This window comes from Neolewinella aurantiaca, from assembly GCF_008014675.1.
Lineage (GTDB): Bacteria > Bacteroidota > Bacteroidia > Chitinophagales > Saprospiraceae > Neolewinella > Neolewinella aurantiaca.
In genome coordinates this window covers 17,316-32,199 of sequence record NZ_VOXD01000024.1, presented here as the reverse complement: position 1 = coordinate 32,199, position 14,884 = coordinate 17,316, and the positions used below count along the sequence as shown (strand labels likewise).

Here is a 14,884-nt window from a genome sequence, read left to right as displayed (position 1 = left end):
TGGACAACTTTCTTTATTTCACAATCACTTTCATCCCTGCCCTACCGGCGGAACTCGCAAAATTGATGAAGTAGACACCCGGCTCCCAGTCGCGTGTAGTCAGCTGCTGGGTGTTCGGATGAAAAACAGATAGATGCTTCACCCGCCGGCCCAACTGATCGCAGACCGTAAGTGTTCCCGCCGGACTGTCTATTCTGAAGGACAATGATTCGCCCCTACGGATCGGGTTGGGATACAACAGGCCAGCCAACTGCACCGCCGGATCCCGGGTAGCGATCGGGATTTCGATCACCGTGGCGACCTCATTGGTGATGATGGGGTCGTTGTAATCGAAGTAGATAGCAGCCTGATTCAGGATGCTGTCGCCAACGGCGACATCCTCGTCAACGAGAATGGAATACGTGATGTAGCCATGGCTGGCGGCTTCATCGCGGGAGCTATCGGCCAACATGATATTGTTGAAGACGAACGCCAGCGTCCGGTCGTTTTCTACCTCGATCTCGTAGGAGTGGCTCGTTGCGATATCTTTGATGCTGCCCAGCAGCAATCCGGGATCGATGTCGTTGCGGACAACCACCGTCTCTGCCGGATAGGTACCGGTATTCTGAAAACGAATCCGGTAATTCAGCACCTGCCCCGCACTGGCCATCGAAGGAGCGAGAATAGTTTCATCGACGGTAATATCGTTGGGATCGTAGGAACCAACGAGTGCATCGGTGAGCTCAGACGTATTATCTTCCGGAGCAAACTCGGTATCCTCGGCACTACTGATGGTGGCCACGGAGCTTATCACCGTTCCAAGCACTGCGGTGCGGGGGACGGTGAAATCAAGGACAATTTGCCCGGTAGCCAGCGGAGCCAGTTCGCCAAGATTGAAGGTGAGGGTATTACCTACAACTTCATCGGGAGCAAGGCTGGCTCCATCGTAAATGAGCAAGGGATCGAACATAACCGTAAGGCTGACTTCGCCGGATGCTGCCGCAAGATTTTCGTACCTAACGTAATAGCGGTTGCTGAAGCCGGGGCGGTGAACGTTGTCGGTAGTCAGGCTGACTTTGAGATCGTTGACGTCCTCTGTTAGTTGCAAGCCAAAGTCCTGTGGTCCGCCGTCGGAGGTATTTCGGCTTGCCGGTTCCACTACGAAGTAGGGATTATCGATTTCGGGGCCGAAGGCACCGTCGTTGCGGAAGAGCATTTTATAGTTCCCCGTATTGTCGGTAAAAGCAAGGTCTTCACCGTTTTCCAGCAGCATCTTCACGTTGGGGATTCCGGGTTCGTCCGCATCGGCTGCGCCGTTGCGGTTTTCGTCGAAATAGACCATTCCGGCAACTCCCCGAAGCTGGATGTTTGCGGGATTGAGTTGCCAGAAGCCGTTTCGGTAAGTTGAAATCACCACCACGCCGTTGACAATCTGGAGTTCTTCGACGCGGTCGGTTGGCAAGCCATCGTTGTAGATGGTCCAGGAGAGTCCCTGATCTGCAGAAACGGCTACGCCAACATCACGGGCAGCCATGATGTGATAGCCACCAATGGAAACGATTTCCTTTACTCCGGGAGGTGCGTTGTTGACGGGGTATATGATTTCGGGAAGGCTGGTAGCAGTTTCCTGCCAGGTGTCTCCACCGTCGTTACTGACAAAAATCCGGTAGGATTCCTGTTCTCCGGGCGACAGAAGCGCGAACAGGGCTTCGTTGGTACTGATGAGGCGGCATGCGTTGGACCTCGTGCCGAGGTCGATGCCCGCCATCGGAGATTCCGAACTTACGTCTACCCATTCGTCCTCTCCGTCCAGTTTCCGTTCGATCAGGTTACCGGTGATAGTAAACACAGCATTGCCGAACCTGGCATAATCGCTGTACCCCCGGGTATTAAGATCGGTAGGTTGGTTCCAGGTTTCACCGTGGTCCGCAGAGAAAGCCCTCATCCCGGCATTTCCGAAATAGAACAGTTTCTCATCGGCGTATTCGAGGTGATCGCTGGCAAGCCATGGCTGATTGTTAGCCGTGTAAATTTCTGTTTGTTCGCCGGAAGGAGATATCCGAACGACGTTACTGGTTTGGGAAGTAGAAAAATACTCGCCAACGTAGTAGACGTAATCGTCGGGCGCAGCCAGCATTTCGTCCATTCTTGTAAGTTGAAACTCCAGACTGGAATCAGTGGAGAAAATGCGATCATTCAGCGTAGCGTGAAACAGATGTCCGTCTTCATCGAAGTAGGTGATACCGTTGCCCTGTGCCTGCCAGTTATAAATTGTGCTACCATCAAAACCAGTAATTTTTTCCGTCAGGGTCAGGCCTTCATCTTCAGACAGGTATACTTTTGAGCTACGAATGAGCATCAAGCCGTTTTCAACCGGCTGCACATCGCTTAGGTAATCACGGTTCCCGGTCGTTGCCGCCCAGGTAATTCCTCCGTCAAGGGAATGATACAAATCGCCATCGTTGGTCGTGTAGAAAGTGTCTCCGGATTGCCAGAACCCTTCGTAGTTAGGATCGAACTCCGTGACACCGGTTGCTTCGGCCCAGCTCTGGCCGCCATCGTGGCTGTAATAAACGGGGCCGTTAAATACTGCGGTGAGTAGTGTATCTCCGCTCACCATTAAATCTACCGAGGAAGAGGAGGACGCCAGAGGGAAGGGAGATTCTTCCCAACCCTCGTTTTGCGGATCGTCGGACCGGAAGAGTTTTCCGTTTGTGGTGGTAACATAAAGGGTTCCGTCCTTTGAGTAAAAAACACCAGGGATGGCCGGAAAATTATTGAGCAAAGACGTCCAGTTTACTCCGCCATCGTAAGACACATAGGTCTGCTGACTGCTTCGGTACAAGATGGTTTCTCCGTTGTAGATCATCCCCCGATAGAGACTATTGATGGAAGGCGACAAAGTGACGTGGCGCCAGGCAGCACCGCCGTTGTTGGTAGTGAGAATTTGGTATTCTCCGGTTTCGACGTTTTCGACGCGAACGATGGCGTTTTCGCCATCGGCGATTAAGTCGCTGACCAACCCCCTTTCCAACGCACCAGTAAAAACACGCGTCCAGTTTTCGCCACTGTCGGTGCTCTGATAAAGCCCGTCCGGTGTTGCGATCAGGAGCCGTTCGCCGAGGTCGACAATATTGCGGGCCGTGACGCCCGCCGGATTGTCTATGGCTTCCCACTGAGCCGAAAGGACCGGAGACAGGCAAATTTGCAGAAGAATAAACAGGGTAAAAGTTCTCATGATGTACGGGTTGTTCTGCAAGTTACAACACCTACAACAATACAACCAAATTGGATATTATTTAAAATATATGATCAATTTGATTACAAGTAAATTTTACTTTCGAGTCCTTGGTTGCGGAACAGCCTTCATTGCACCTGCGATCGCGCCCAAATAAAACAAAACAGACAACAGGTCAGGCAGTGAAGCAGTACCTTGCCCGACTAATTGACTCTTTGACTCCCTGATTATGAAAGCTCCCCGCCGATTCCAACGATCTCAAGCCCGTAACTCGGCCACTCCTCCCGGCCTGCAAAGGTCGGCCGATTCCATTGTCGGAATGCGTCTCAACAAATACCTCGCTCATTCGGGGGTTGCCAGCAGACGGCAGTGCGGAGATATGGTAAAAGAAGGTAAGATCAAGGTAAACGGAGAAACAGAAACCAACCCTGCTTATCAGGTAAAGGAAGGCGACGAAATCAGCTACAAAGGCAAAGTTGTAAGCCCCGACGAACAGTTTGTCTACGTTCTCCTGAACAAGCCTAAAAACGTAATCACGACCACCTCCGATGAGCACGACCGGACCACCGTAATGGATCTGCTGGACGAACCCGCCCTGAAAAACTTTCGCCTTTTCCCCGTCGGCAGGCTAGACCGCATGACCACCGGCCTGCTGTTGATTACCAACGATGGCGACACCGCTAAGCGCCTCACCCACCCGAGTCATGAAGTCAGTAAAATCTATCATGCCACCCTGGACAGGCCCTTCAGCAAAATGGACATGGCCAAGATGGAAATCGGTTACGAACTCGAGGACGGGCCGATGTCGGTAGACTGGGTCCGCTACGCAAAAGAGGGCGATCCGCTAACGGTCGCCCTCCAGATTCATATCGGTCGGAATCGTATTGTCCGTCGTGCCTTCGAGCACCTCGGTTACACCGTTGAGAAGCTCGACCGGGTATACCTGGCCGGACTGACCAAAAAGGACCTTCCCCGCGGATTCTACCGTTACCTCAGCGAAGAGGAAGTACGAATGATCCGGCACTTCAGCTAAAAAAAACGGGAGCACCGAAGCAGTTGCTTCAGTACTCCCGATTTCAGATTTTCGGATGATTATGCTACCTTATGCAGGTGAACATCTGTTTGTGGGAAAGGAATGCTGATGCCACGCTTGTCGAATTCCTTCTTAACGTTTTCCTGCATGTAAAAGAAAGTATCCCAGTAGTGCTCGCTCTTACAGAACGGACGGGTAGCGAGGTTGACAGAGCTGTCTCCGTGAGAAGCTACTACAACACCCTGTGCCGGGTCTTCCAGAATCCATGGGCACTCTTTGCCTACGGCAAGGATAGCTTCGCGGGCAGCATCGATGCTGTCGTTGTAGCCGATGCCGTAAGTCAGTTCAACACCGATTACGCCCTGGCCGCTGATGTTGGTGATGATGTTGCTCGAAACAGTGCCGTTCGGTACGATTACGCGCTTGTTATCGAGGGTCGCAAGGATAGTGTTGAAAATACCGAGTTCTTTCACAGTACCGGTCTGACCGCCACCGATGGTAACGAGATCTCCGACACGGTAAGGGCGAAAGAAGAGCAGCATAACACCAGCCGCGAAGTGGCTGAGGGTTCCCTGCATTGCAAAGCCGATAGCGAAAGAGAGTGCAGCAAAAATGGCTACGAAGCTGGCGGTTTCGATGCCTACCATACCTGCGGCGGCAAGGATCACCATAATTTTCAGGCCAGTACCAATTAAGGACTGGATGAACGGAGTCACTGTCTCGTCGACGTTGTTCTTTTTCATGCGATTGCCTACGATCTTCGCAAGCTTATTGGCGATCCAGAAGCCAATGATGATAACAACCAGTGCACCGGCTGCTTTAACGGCGTAAGACATGATGAGGTCCATGCGCTCATCGGTAATAAAAGTAGTGTCCATCTTTAGTAATTGATGTGGGTGATTTTGTGATAAAAGTGTATGAGACCGAAAAAACACGGGTAGAAGCCCCGTATTTCAGTCGTTCGGTTCTGTGACGGAAGAGTTGTTAAAAAGACACGGTAAAAAGTTAAAAAAATAAAATATTTGTCTTCCGGCAGGAGAAAAGTTGTTCTTTTCAGCCCGCTTCCTTTATCAGAGGCGATACATCAATCTAATAAAATGGCTTGCCTGTTCAGCTGGCTTCCTTGTGAAGATGAACATCCATTTGCGGGAATGGAATACCGATTCCTGCTTTATCGAATTCTTTTTTCACTTGTTCGGTAACATGCCAGTTGGCTGGCCAGAAATTTTCGTTCTTGGTCCAGAAGCGAACAGCAAAGTCTACGCTACTGTCGTTTAGCTTCCTGACGTAAATTTCGATAGGCAGCGCTTGCTCTACCATAGGAGCCGCTTCGATGATCTCACGGATCGTTGCCCGGGCTTTATCGATGTCGTCTCCGTAACCAATGCCAAAGGTGAGGTCGAGTTTACGGGTTCCCTGCGCGGTCATGTTTTCTATGGCGTTGCCCATTACATTACCGTTGGGCAGGATTACGAGCCTGTTGTCCAGGGTGGTCAGGATAGTATTGAACACCTGAATTTCCTTAACTGTACCGGAGTACCCATCGGCAGTAACGAAGTCACCGACCCTGAAGGGCCGGAACGTCAGTAACAAAATACCACTCGCAAAATGCCCCAGATTTCCCTGAAGCGCCAGGCCGACCGCTAAAGACAATGCTGAAAGGATTGCGATAAAGGAGGTCGTTTGAACGCCGAGCATTCCAGCAACCGATAGAATCAGCAAGATTTTTAGTCCAATTTTCACAAAACTGGTTAGAAAACCCGCGACGCTTTGGTCCACATGGCGTTTTGCCATGAGGCCACTCGCCTGCCGCGCCAACCAATTGACCAGCCAGAAACCTACAATCAGGATAAAAACTCCGGCGACTACCTTAACACCTATCTCCAGAAAGATAGGTTCGTACTTATCCCAGTACTCGGAAAATTGAATATTCATAGGTTTGTCCTTTAACTATCGGTTTCCGAAGAAACGGAGCGCACCAGCCGGTGTTCGATTTATGTTTTGTATGTTTGCGCAAACAATACCTACAAATTGTTCTCAAAAGAAAAAAAGGTTGTTTACACCTACGAGCAGGCACTGGATGCTTTGCAGGATTACTGCGCCTATCAGGACCGGTGCCATAAAGAGGTGCGGCAAAAGTTGCGGGAGCTTCAGTTCTTCGGAGATCTTGCCGAAGAGGTAATCTGCGAACTCATCCGGGAGAACTACCTTAATGAAGAACGGTTTGCCCGCTCCTTTGCCCGCGGACGTTTTAAGATGAAGCGCTGGGGGCGACAAAAAATCACCCGTGAACTTAAACAGCGGGATGTATCTGCTTACTGCATAAAGAAAGGCCTGACGGAAATTGAAGACGAGGAATATATGGCCGTCATGGAACGCGAGCTCCTGCGCCGCGACCGTCTGGAACGCAAAGGTCTTCATCCTTACCTTCGCCGGCGTAAACTCGCTGACTACATGTTTCAGCGAGGGTTTGAATCGCACCTGACCTGGGAATTGATCAATACGCTCGAACTCTGATTCGTTAGTTGGTTGGTAATTGGCGAAATGAACTCCAAAAACCACCTTCTGATATGTCATCCCTACCTTTCCTCTACATCTCCTCCAGCGAACTCGGTGATCGGGGCGTCTTCACCGGCGCCGAGATCCCCGCCGGAACGACCATCGAACTTGCTCCGGTGATTTTGCTCTCGGCCGAAGACCGTAAGACGATCCACGAAACCCACCTTCACGACTACTATTTCCAGTGGGACGGCAATCGCGCAGCGATTGCACTCGGTTACGGTTCCCTCTACAACCACTCAGATGCAGCGAATGCAGAGTTTGAGCTCGACTATGACTTCAAACAAATCAGGTTCTTCGCGCTGCAGGACATTCCTTCCGGAACAGAAATCACCACCAATTACCGCACCGGAGCCCCCGACATGACACTCTGGTTCGAAGAAAAATGAGCGTTTTAGTAATTCACATCGTACATTTACACCATAAAAGTGAAAAATAACTAAAATAACACCTTTTAAATTACACTCAAAACCACACTTCTATTATGGTCTACGGTACCCGCGCAAAATTTCTTGGCAACTTCCAGGTCAAAGATATTCCCTGCCCCTACTGCGAGCAGGTCGAGAACCAAAACATGTCCATCTTCGGTCGCTATGCACACATCATGTGGATTCCTTTTTTTCCCATCGGAAAAACTCCGGTTGCAGAATGCACCCGCTGCAAGCGTACTTACGACAGCGGTGAGTTCTCCGATAAAATGCACATGATCGGACGGGAACTGGGCAGCCGGGTAAAATCGCCCAAGTGGATGTGGTCCGGCGTTTTCATCATTGCCGGCTTTATCCTTATTAGTACCATCATCGATAAAACCAGGACCATTGACCCTCGTGAGGAGCTGCTCAATGCAGACATGCGCGTAATGGTAACCGAAACGGACGAAAGCATCGACGCTGTCTCTTACCAGCTCGATCAAGTGATGACCGCTGTGGTATCAGACGAAATGAAGCCCCAGGATTTTTCTTTCATCAGTAAAGTACGGGGAGACAAATCGCTCACACTGGTTCAAATCCCGGAACTGAGCAACCTCGAACGCAGCGAACGCCCCCAGATCGTAGAGATGGTGGAAGCCATCGTTTCAGAAAACGAGAAGACAGCCGACACCCAACAATACATCGGCATCGTCAACGCCGCCGGCCAGTGTATTCTCACCAAAACACCGGAAGAAGGGCTACAGGACTACAGCCTTTCCAGTAGCAATCCCATATACGAATTCTACGGCCCGGCAAAACCTGAATAGGTAACACGACTTTTTCGCCATTGCCGGCCTCAATAATAGCCCGAACTACCCTCCCCACGGGTGGTTCGGGCTTTTTTGCTGCCCTGCTTTCGCAAATCTTCAAGTTTCACCCCACCAAACGATCTAAAATTTGAAATAACACGCGCAAATAATCAAATAGTTGAACAAATGATAAATATTAACTAATTTTATTGAAAATACTTGTACATTAAGATCAAATCATTGCATCTTTGCCAATGCAAGAACGACACAACGGTGTTGTTTTAATCCAGGAAGCGACAAACCAGCTTCTTAAATTGTAGAGTGATGAAATTGGCAGCCATGCCCGCTTGTCTCGCGGGTGGGGAATCCGGAACAAATCATGAAACCTATTGCTCCGCAGGAGCGCGTCTCTTCGGAGCAAGGGTTCACGACTAACCGCCCCTTGCAGGTTCGACTCCTGCCTCTACAGCGAAAAAGAAATCAGAATCCGGAACGCCGGAACACTGACTTCTTAAATTGTAAGGTGATGAAATTGGCAGCCATGCCCGCTTGTCTCGCGGGTGGAGAGCCAGGAACAAACCATGAAACCGATGCTCCGCAAGGGCATGCTCTTTTAGAGCAGCGTTTTTTTGGCTAACCGCTCCTTGTAGGTTCGACTCCTACCCTTACAGCAAAAGCCTGGTTGCAGGCTCAAAACCTGCGACCAGCATATTGTAGAGTGATGAAATTGGCAGCCATGCCCGCTTGTCTCGCGGGTGGGGAATCCGGAATAAATCATGAAACCTATTGCTCCGCAGGAGCGCGTCTCTTCGGAGCAAAGGTTCACGACTAACCGCCCCTTGCAGGTTCGACTCCTGCCTCTACAGCGAAATCAGAGTCCCGAAAACCAGAACGCTGGAAACCGGAATTTTGAAAACCCGATAGCCGGAATTTCCGTCCTCAGGACGCCTGGCCTTCAAAATGTAGAGTGATGAAATTGGCAGCCATGCCCGCTTGTCTCGCGGGTGGGGAATCCGGAACAAATCATGAAACCTATTGCTCCGCAGGAGCGCGTCTCTTCGGAGCAAGGGTTCAAGACTAACCGCCCCTTGCAGGTTCGACTCCTGCCTCTACAGCGAAAAAGAAATCAGAATCCGGAACGCCGGAACACTGATTTCTAAAATTGTAAGGTGATGAAATTGGCAGCCATGCCCGCTTGTCTCGCGGGTGGAGAGCCAGGGATAAACCACAAAACCGATGCTCCGCAAGGGCATGCTCTTTTAGAGCAGCGTTTTTTTGGCTAACCGCTCCTTGTAGGTTCGACTCCTACCCTTACAGCAAAATCGTACGAAGCAATCCAGTATTTTCCGCTCAGGTAAAACTGATATTTCGATACGGGTAAAACCATAAGATTATACCACTATAAAGCCGGGCTTTCTCCAATACGGGGAAAGCCCTTTTTAATAGCACAGAAGCAATACTACGGGCGCGGCGCAGGTGCAATAAGGGTTGGCTGAGCACGGGAACGTGAAAATTGCCAGTACATCTTCCACTTTCGTGTAAGCTGAAGACAAATTGTAAGCAAGAGTTGAAAGTCGTATTGTATTTTTTAGCGACATTTGCCCTAACAACAGTACCTCAGCACACTTTACTAAACCTCCCGTGCAAAGAGGCGTTTACCCGTCAACCTGTTGCTATAAAAAACCACACAGATCATGAGCATTGTCGAAATGAAAGTTCCTGTCATCGGAGAATCGGTGACCGAAGTTACCTTATCCGAATGGCTAAAAGCCGACGGTGAATACGTTGAGCGCGATGAAGCGATCTGTGAATTTGAATCTGATAAGGCTACATTGGAGTTTCCGGCAGAAGCTGCCGGACGCATCATCCATGTAGCTGCCGAAGGCGACGATCTGGAGATCGGAGCTCTGGTGGCTAAAATCGATACCAGTGCAGCTCCTGAAGGTGAAGGAGATTCGGCACCCGCCGAAGCCGCTCCTCAGGAGAGCACCCCCGCTCCCGCCGCAGAAGCGGCGCCGGCAGCCAAAACAGATAACTACGCCACCGGTACGCCCAGCCCCGCCGCTGGTAAGATCCTCCGCGAAGCAGGCGTAGATGCCGCTTCAGTAAACGGAACCGGCCGCGACGGACGAATCACCAAAGACGACGCCCAGAAGGCAGCAACCAGCCCCGCTCCGGCCCCTGCTCCTCAAAAAGCGGCCCCAGCACCTGCGCCCGCGCCCAAACCCGCTACCGCATTCAGCCGCGAGCAACGGGTAGAAAAAATGAGCCGGATGCGCCGTACCATCGCCAGCCGACTGGTAAGCGCCAAAAACGAAACGGCCATGCTCACTACCTTCAACGAGGTAGACCTGACCGAAGTAATGGCCCTGCGCAAACGCGTACAGGAGCAATTCGTAGCCAAGTACGGCGTGAAACTCGGCTTCATGTCCATCTTCGCCAAAGCCTGCGCCCAGGTACTGATGGAGATGCCCGATGTGAACGCCCACATCGGTGAAGATGGCAAAAGCCTCATCTACCACGATTACGTCGACATCAGCTTCGCCGTAAGCACGCCAACCGGCCTCGTTGTACCGCCCATCAACAACATCGAAAGCCTCGGCTTCGCCGACATCGAGAAGAACCTGAAAGACCTCGCCGTTCGTGCCCGTGACAATAAACTGTCGATGGACGAAATGAGCGGAGGAACCTTTACCATCACCAACGGTGGTGTATTTGGCTCGATGCTTTCCACGCCGATTATCAACCAGCCGCAGAGCGCGATCCTGGGTATGCACAACATCATCCAGCGGCCGGTAGCGGTCAACGGACAGGTGGAAATCCGCCCCATGATGTACCTCGCCCTCAGCTACGATCACCGCGTGATCGATGGTTCCAGCTCGGTTACCTTCCTCGTAAAGGTCATCAAGTTGCTCGAAGATCCTACCCTGTTGCTGCTTGGCCTCTAAGCCAGGTTTAGCTCCGGCACTTACGTCCCGCTCAAGACATTATGTTCTGAGCGGGACGTTTTTTTTATGCATGCCTTCAACTCACAACATCAACTCATGAAAAACACCATGCGCTATTTCATTTTCCTGCTCAGCATTCTTTTCCTCACCGCCTGTGACCCTGCCGCGACCGATGACGACATGATGCCAGCAGAAGGCTCCATTGACCTTATTCTGGAAGGCAAAGTATTCCATGAAGAGACCGGCGAACCGCTCAGCGGTTGGATCCTGACCGCTCACTCCGGCTTCGGCTTCCAGTACGAAACCGTAACCGACACCCTTGATGATGAAGGTGCCTACCGACTGGAGATCGGGTTTTATTCCAACCAGGCAAACAATCAGGGGCTTACGGTTCAGGAAATCGCTGATGAAAAACAGGAGTATTACCGCTTCAACTACTTCAAACTTCACCCCCCGTCGGCTCCTCTTCCCTCCCAGTGCGATTACGTTGTCATTGACCCGGCAAAGGACGACATCTACTACCAGGCACACCTTCTCGACTTTACAGCTGCGGAACCGCCGGTTTCTTACAACGAAACATCCGTTATTACTGAGGCTGCCTCGCTGTCTCTGAGGGTTGAGCTTACGAACCCTCCCGGCCCCGACAGTACAGTACAGAGTATCTTCAGCCTGCGGGATCTTTCGTACCCCGAGCCATATTACCATATCTCTTCCGGGAGTTTGTTCACCGGTACGTCCTTCGAAACAGGAGCCTGTGCCCCTCAAAACAGGCCATTAGAGCGTACAGTATACCTGCGCCGCTGGCAAAATACAGCAGGGACAAGCCCTGAGATCGACACGATGGTCTACCGGGACACCGTTCAGGTGTTGCGGGATACCTCGTTGCTAGTAACATTCTGATACTGCCCGGTTCTGGTGGATCAAGTCTCTGGTCGTTCATCACGTCCCTGCGTCCGTACATCAGTCTTTTTTGGACCGACCTAAGTCTTGGCGTTGTTTTGTAGCAAGTTCAAAGAATACTACTTTACGGAAAAGGATGAGCATGCTGCCACCAATCAAGAAAACATACGACCGGGTCGAAAGCTTTTTTCTAAAAAGCGACCTCTGGATTTTTGCGACGGTGTTTACGGCTATTTGCCTGATCCTGACCTTAGAGTCGGAGCCTGCGTCTTTGCCGAATTTTCTGGCCAGGATGATAAGCTATTCTGTTATTTTCCTGCCCACTTTCTGGTTCGTTCAGCTGCGTGCCCGCCTCAAATCGCAAATGAGTAAGTGGAGTTTTCGGGGTTTATGGATCTTCATTTTCGGAATTTACCCCTGGTTTCTAGCGCTCCTGGCCGAGATTTTCATGGAAGGAATACCCGAGTTCATCGGATCTGCTAACGATGCGATAATCGGTGCCCTGGCCATCGGTACTTCTCTGCTTGGCACCGCAACGGTCCTGCACGGTGTTATTGAAAACTCATGGCTCCCCAACCTCCGCAAGCGTATCGGTCGTTACCTCAGTCCCACCGTCATCATCGGGATATTTTCGGTGCTGGCGGCGATGATTTCCGTGGCGGAAACTGAGCATTATGACCGATCCATCAGGTACGTGAATGAATTTGTGGCCGTCGGGATTTTCTTCGTCGCGGTCCTTCAGGTCTTGCTGGTTTACCTGCCTTACCTGGCCCTGTTTCAGATCCACCATAAATTCCTCTACCGTAAGTTGTTTCAGCAGCGCGGCCTGCTGTACTACATCGTCGGTGGCGTTACGGCCACCCTGGCCTTTGCGCCCGTGCATGCGGCCTACGCCCGTTTATTTCCGTTGGTCCGTAGTTGGGGCATTCATACTTCAGGTTTTGAGGGTGGGATCATCGCACCCGAGAACTTCGCCATGGCTGCCGGCTTCCTCATCTTCTCCATTCCGGTGGTTCTTTTGCTCGAGTGGGTGCGCAAAACGCGCACCATCACCCTGCTCGAAAAGGAAAAGACCGACACTGAACTCAGCCTGCTCAAGCAGCAGGTCAACCCCCACTTCTTCTTCAATACCCTCAACAACCTCTACTCCCTCAGCCTCAAGCAGGCACCGGAGACGCCCGATACTGTTCTGCAGCTTTCCGAGTTGATGCGCTATGTCATCTACCGCGCCAAAGAGGAGCGCGTTGAGCTCCGCGAGGAAGTCAAGTACCTGAAAGACTACCTCGACCTGCAGCGTATCCGCCTCTATCAGGACGCGGATATCGAGTTTGCCGTCGATATGGAAAACCCCGACCTCAAAATCCCGCCGTTGCTGTTCATCATCCTCGTCGAAAACGCCTTCAAGCACGGCATCGAACCGGCCGTGGGCGAGTGCTTTCTGGAACTCAAACTGACGGAGATCAACGGAGATATTTCCTTCTACTGCCGCAACTCCGTAGAGCCCGAAGCTTCGCAAAAAGTACGCTCCGGTGGCATTGGGCTCGAGAACCTGCACCGCCGCCTCGATTTGCTTTACCCCGACGGGTACGACATCAGCACCGATACCCGGCCAGATGAATACGCTGTCCGGTTAAACCTCCGGGGCGATGGCCTTCCGCCGCACGAAGAACTCCGCCTGGAAGAACTCGTCCCTAACCTCGACGAGCAACTCCTCTAGCCCTCAGTACCCCTCCTCAGACAAACCGTTAAAACGCATTACTTCTTTACGAAGTAACAGACTTCCTGAACCCCGAAACCTCCAACAAATGAAAGCCCGAATACTCCGCTACCTGAAGCACATCTTCCTTACCCTGGCGGTCATCCTGCCCTGCCTCATCCTGTTCGGTTTGTCTCAGGGCGCTACCGCAAACTATGGCACCCAGCAGTATTTCATGGACTGGCACAACGATGGCCCATACGTATTCTACGAAACCGACTCTACCGTAAGCATACACCACGTTCAGGGAAACAGAGACGATGGTTTTGAGCTGAAAACCGAAACCCACAGTCTCATCGGTGCGCCAATTGCCAGCACCTTTTACAACCCCGATTCCAGCCAGTTTGAGGTTTCGCTTGCGGCACAATTCACTACCCCTCCGGCGGTTTACAACGACGGTAGTTCCATCCTCGCCATTTCGGACATCGAGGGCAACTACCGCGCCTTCCGCGATTTCCTGATCCACCACAGCGTTATCGATACAAACCTGAAGTGGACTTTCGGCAACGGTCATCTTGTACTCCCCGGCGATTTTGTGGACCGTGGAGCTTACGTTACCCAAGTCCTCTGGTTCATTCACTACCTCGAGCAAGCAGCCCGGCAGCACGGTGGGCAGGTTCACTTCATCATCGGCAACCACGAGCTCAAGGCCATGCACGGTAACACGGGATCAGCGTCGGAAAAATACACCTACATCGCTTCCTTCCTCAACCGGCAACAGCACGACCTGACCGGGCCAGACTCCTACATCGGCCGGTGGCTGGAAAGCAAAAATGCGCTGGAGCGGATCAACGGCCACCTCTTCGTTCACGGAGGGATACACCCCGACTTTGCCGAGTCTGAACTCAGCATCGGAGAGGTTAACACCATCATTCGCTCCGGATACCGCCGCGCCTATTTTCCCCGCGCGGAGGGCGACGAACATGAGTTATTGCATTCCGGACGCACCGGCCCCTGCTGGTACCGGGGCTATTTCAAAGAAAATCTCGAGCAGGAGCAAGTGACCGCTGCGCTGGATAAGTTTGGGGCCAAAGATGTGATCGTCGGGCACACCCTGCAGCATCGGGTAAAAACGCACTTCGAAGGAAAAGTGATAGCCATCGACGTAAAACACCCTTCCGATCACGAGATGAACTGGCCCCACGGCGCATCAGAAGGCCTGTTGATTGAAGGAGCCGACTATTATCGTTTGCGGGAAGATGGCAGCCGAAAAGCCTTAAAGTAGTAGTTTTAAGCCAGCAAATATTTTCGC

General features: G+C 51.7%; 11 protein-coding genes. 8 read left to right on the top strand and 3 right to left on the bottom strand.

From position 1 onward, the window contains the following. Positions 1 to 13: 13 nt before the first annotated feature. Positions 14 to 3,217, bottom strand: a complete 3,204-nt coding sequence (locus tag FUA23_RS15115; RefSeq protein WP_147931595.1) for a DUF7619 domain-containing protein — start codon at positions 3,215 to 3,217, stop codon at positions 14 to 16. 319 nt (positions 3,218 to 3,536) lie between these two features. Between FUA23_RS15115 and FUA23_RS15110 the strand changes: the two genes are divergently transcribed. Continuing rightward, positions 3,537 to 4,250, top strand: coding sequence for a pseudouridine synthase (locus tag FUA23_RS15110; RefSeq protein ID WP_246144247.1), 714 nt, complete (start codon positions 3,537 to 3,539; stop codon positions 4,248 to 4,250). Positions 4,251 to 4,309: 59 nt separating this feature from the next. Here FUA23_RS15110 and FUA23_RS15105 read toward each other — a convergent pair whose 3' ends face one another. Next, entirely contained in the window at positions 4,310 to 5,128 is an 819-nt protein-coding gene (locus tag FUA23_RS15105; RefSeq protein ID WP_147931593.1) for a mechanosensitive ion channel family protein, read from the bottom strand. 232 nt (positions 5,129 to 5,360) lie between these two features. Next, positions 5,361 to 6,185, bottom strand: coding sequence for a mechanosensitive ion channel family protein (locus tag FUA23_RS15100; RefSeq protein ID WP_147931592.1), 825 nt, complete (start codon positions 6,183 to 6,185; stop codon positions 5,361 to 5,363). A 96-nt stretch (positions 6,186 to 6,281) separates the two neighbouring features. Between FUA23_RS15100 and FUA23_RS15095 the strand changes: the two genes are divergently transcribed. From FUA23_RS15095 to FUA23_RS15065, 7 genes are all read left to right on the top strand, one after another. After that, positions 6,282 to 6,767: a regulatory protein RecX gene (locus tag FUA23_RS15095; RefSeq protein ID WP_147931591.1), complete on the top strand. Its 486-nt coding sequence runs from the start codon at positions 6,282 to 6,284 to the stop codon at positions 6,765 to 6,767. A gap of 53 nt (positions 6,768 to 6,820) precedes the next feature. Beyond that, positions 6,821 to 7,198: an SET domain-containing protein-lysine N-methyltransferase gene (locus tag FUA23_RS15090; RefSeq protein ID WP_147931590.1), complete on the top strand. Its 378-nt coding sequence runs from the start codon at positions 6,821 to 6,823 to the stop codon at positions 7,196 to 7,198. Positions 7,199 to 7,293: 95 nt separating this feature from the next. Then, positions 7,294 to 8,046 carry a hypothetical protein gene (locus FUA23_RS15085; RefSeq protein WP_147931589.1) on the top strand — a complete coding sequence of 251 codons (753 nt, stop codon included), beginning with the start codon at positions 7,294 to 7,296 and terminating at the stop codon, positions 8,044 to 8,046. A gap of 1,676 nt (positions 8,047 to 9,722) precedes the next feature. Beyond that, on the top strand, positions 9,723 to 10,976 hold the full coding sequence (odhB, locus tag FUA23_RS15080) for a 2-oxoglutarate dehydrogenase complex dihydrolipoyllysine-residue succinyltransferase (protein ID WP_147931588.1): 1,254 nt from the start codon (positions 9,723 to 9,725) through the stop codon (positions 10,974 to 10,976). 96 nt (positions 10,977 to 11,072) lie between these two features. Further along, the gene (locus tag FUA23_RS15075; RefSeq protein ID WP_147931587.1) at positions 11,073 to 11,876 is read left to right on the top strand and encodes a hypothetical protein; all 804 of its coding nucleotides are present in this window, start codon (positions 11,073 to 11,075) and stop codon (positions 11,874 to 11,876) included. A 142-nt stretch (positions 11,877 to 12,018) separates the two neighbouring features. Continuing rightward, a complete protein-coding gene (locus FUA23_RS15070) occupies positions 12,019 to 13,593 on the top strand; it encodes a sensor histidine kinase (protein WP_187271077.1) in 1,575 nt (524 codons plus the stop codon). Positions 13,594 to 13,681: 88 nt separating this feature from the next. Continuing rightward, positions 13,682 to 14,857, top strand: coding sequence for a metallophosphoesterase (locus tag FUA23_RS15065; protein ID WP_147931585.1), 1,176 nt, complete (start codon positions 13,682 to 13,684; stop codon positions 14,855 to 14,857). The last annotated feature ends 27 nt before the right edge of the window (positions 14,858 to 14,884 follow it).

Bases quoted from the DNA above. Each gene is read 5' to 3' on its own strand.
- FUA23_RS15115 (WP_147931595.1), bottom strand. From the start codon at position 3,217: ATGAGAACTTTTACCCTGTTTATTCTTCTGCAAATTTGCCTGTCTCCG.
- FUA23_RS15110 (WP_246144247.1), top strand. From the start codon at position 3,537: ATGCGTCTCAACAAATACCTCGCTCATTCGGGGGTTGCCAGCAGACGG.
- FUA23_RS15105 (WP_147931593.1), bottom strand. From the start codon at position 5,128: ATGGACACTACTTTTATTACCGATGAGCGCATGGACCTCATCATGTCT.
- FUA23_RS15100 (WP_147931592.1), bottom strand. From the start codon at position 6,185: ATGAATATTCAATTTTCCGAGTACTGGGATAAGTACGAACCTATCTTT.
- FUA23_RS15090 (WP_147931590.1), top strand. From the start codon at position 6,821: ATGTCATCCCTACCTTTCCTCTACATCTCCTCCAGCGAACTCGGTGAT.
- FUA23_RS15085 (WP_147931589.1), top strand. From the start codon at position 7,294: ATGGTCTACGGTACCCGCGCAAAATTTCTTGGCAACTTCCAGGTCAAA.
- odhB (WP_147931588.1), top strand. From the start codon at position 9,723: ATGAGCATTGTCGAAATGAAAGTTCCTGTCATCGGAGAATCGGTGACC.
- FUA23_RS15075 (WP_147931587.1), top strand. From the start codon at position 11,073: ATGAAAAACACCATGCGCTATTTCATTTTCCTGCTCAGCATTCTTTTC.
- FUA23_RS15070 (WP_187271077.1), top strand. From the start codon at position 12,019: ATGCTGCCACCAATCAAGAAAACATACGACCGGGTCGAAAGCTTTTTT.
- FUA23_RS15065 (WP_147931585.1), top strand. From the start codon at position 13,682: ATGAAAGCCCGAATACTCCGCTACCTGAAGCACATCTTCCTTACCCTG.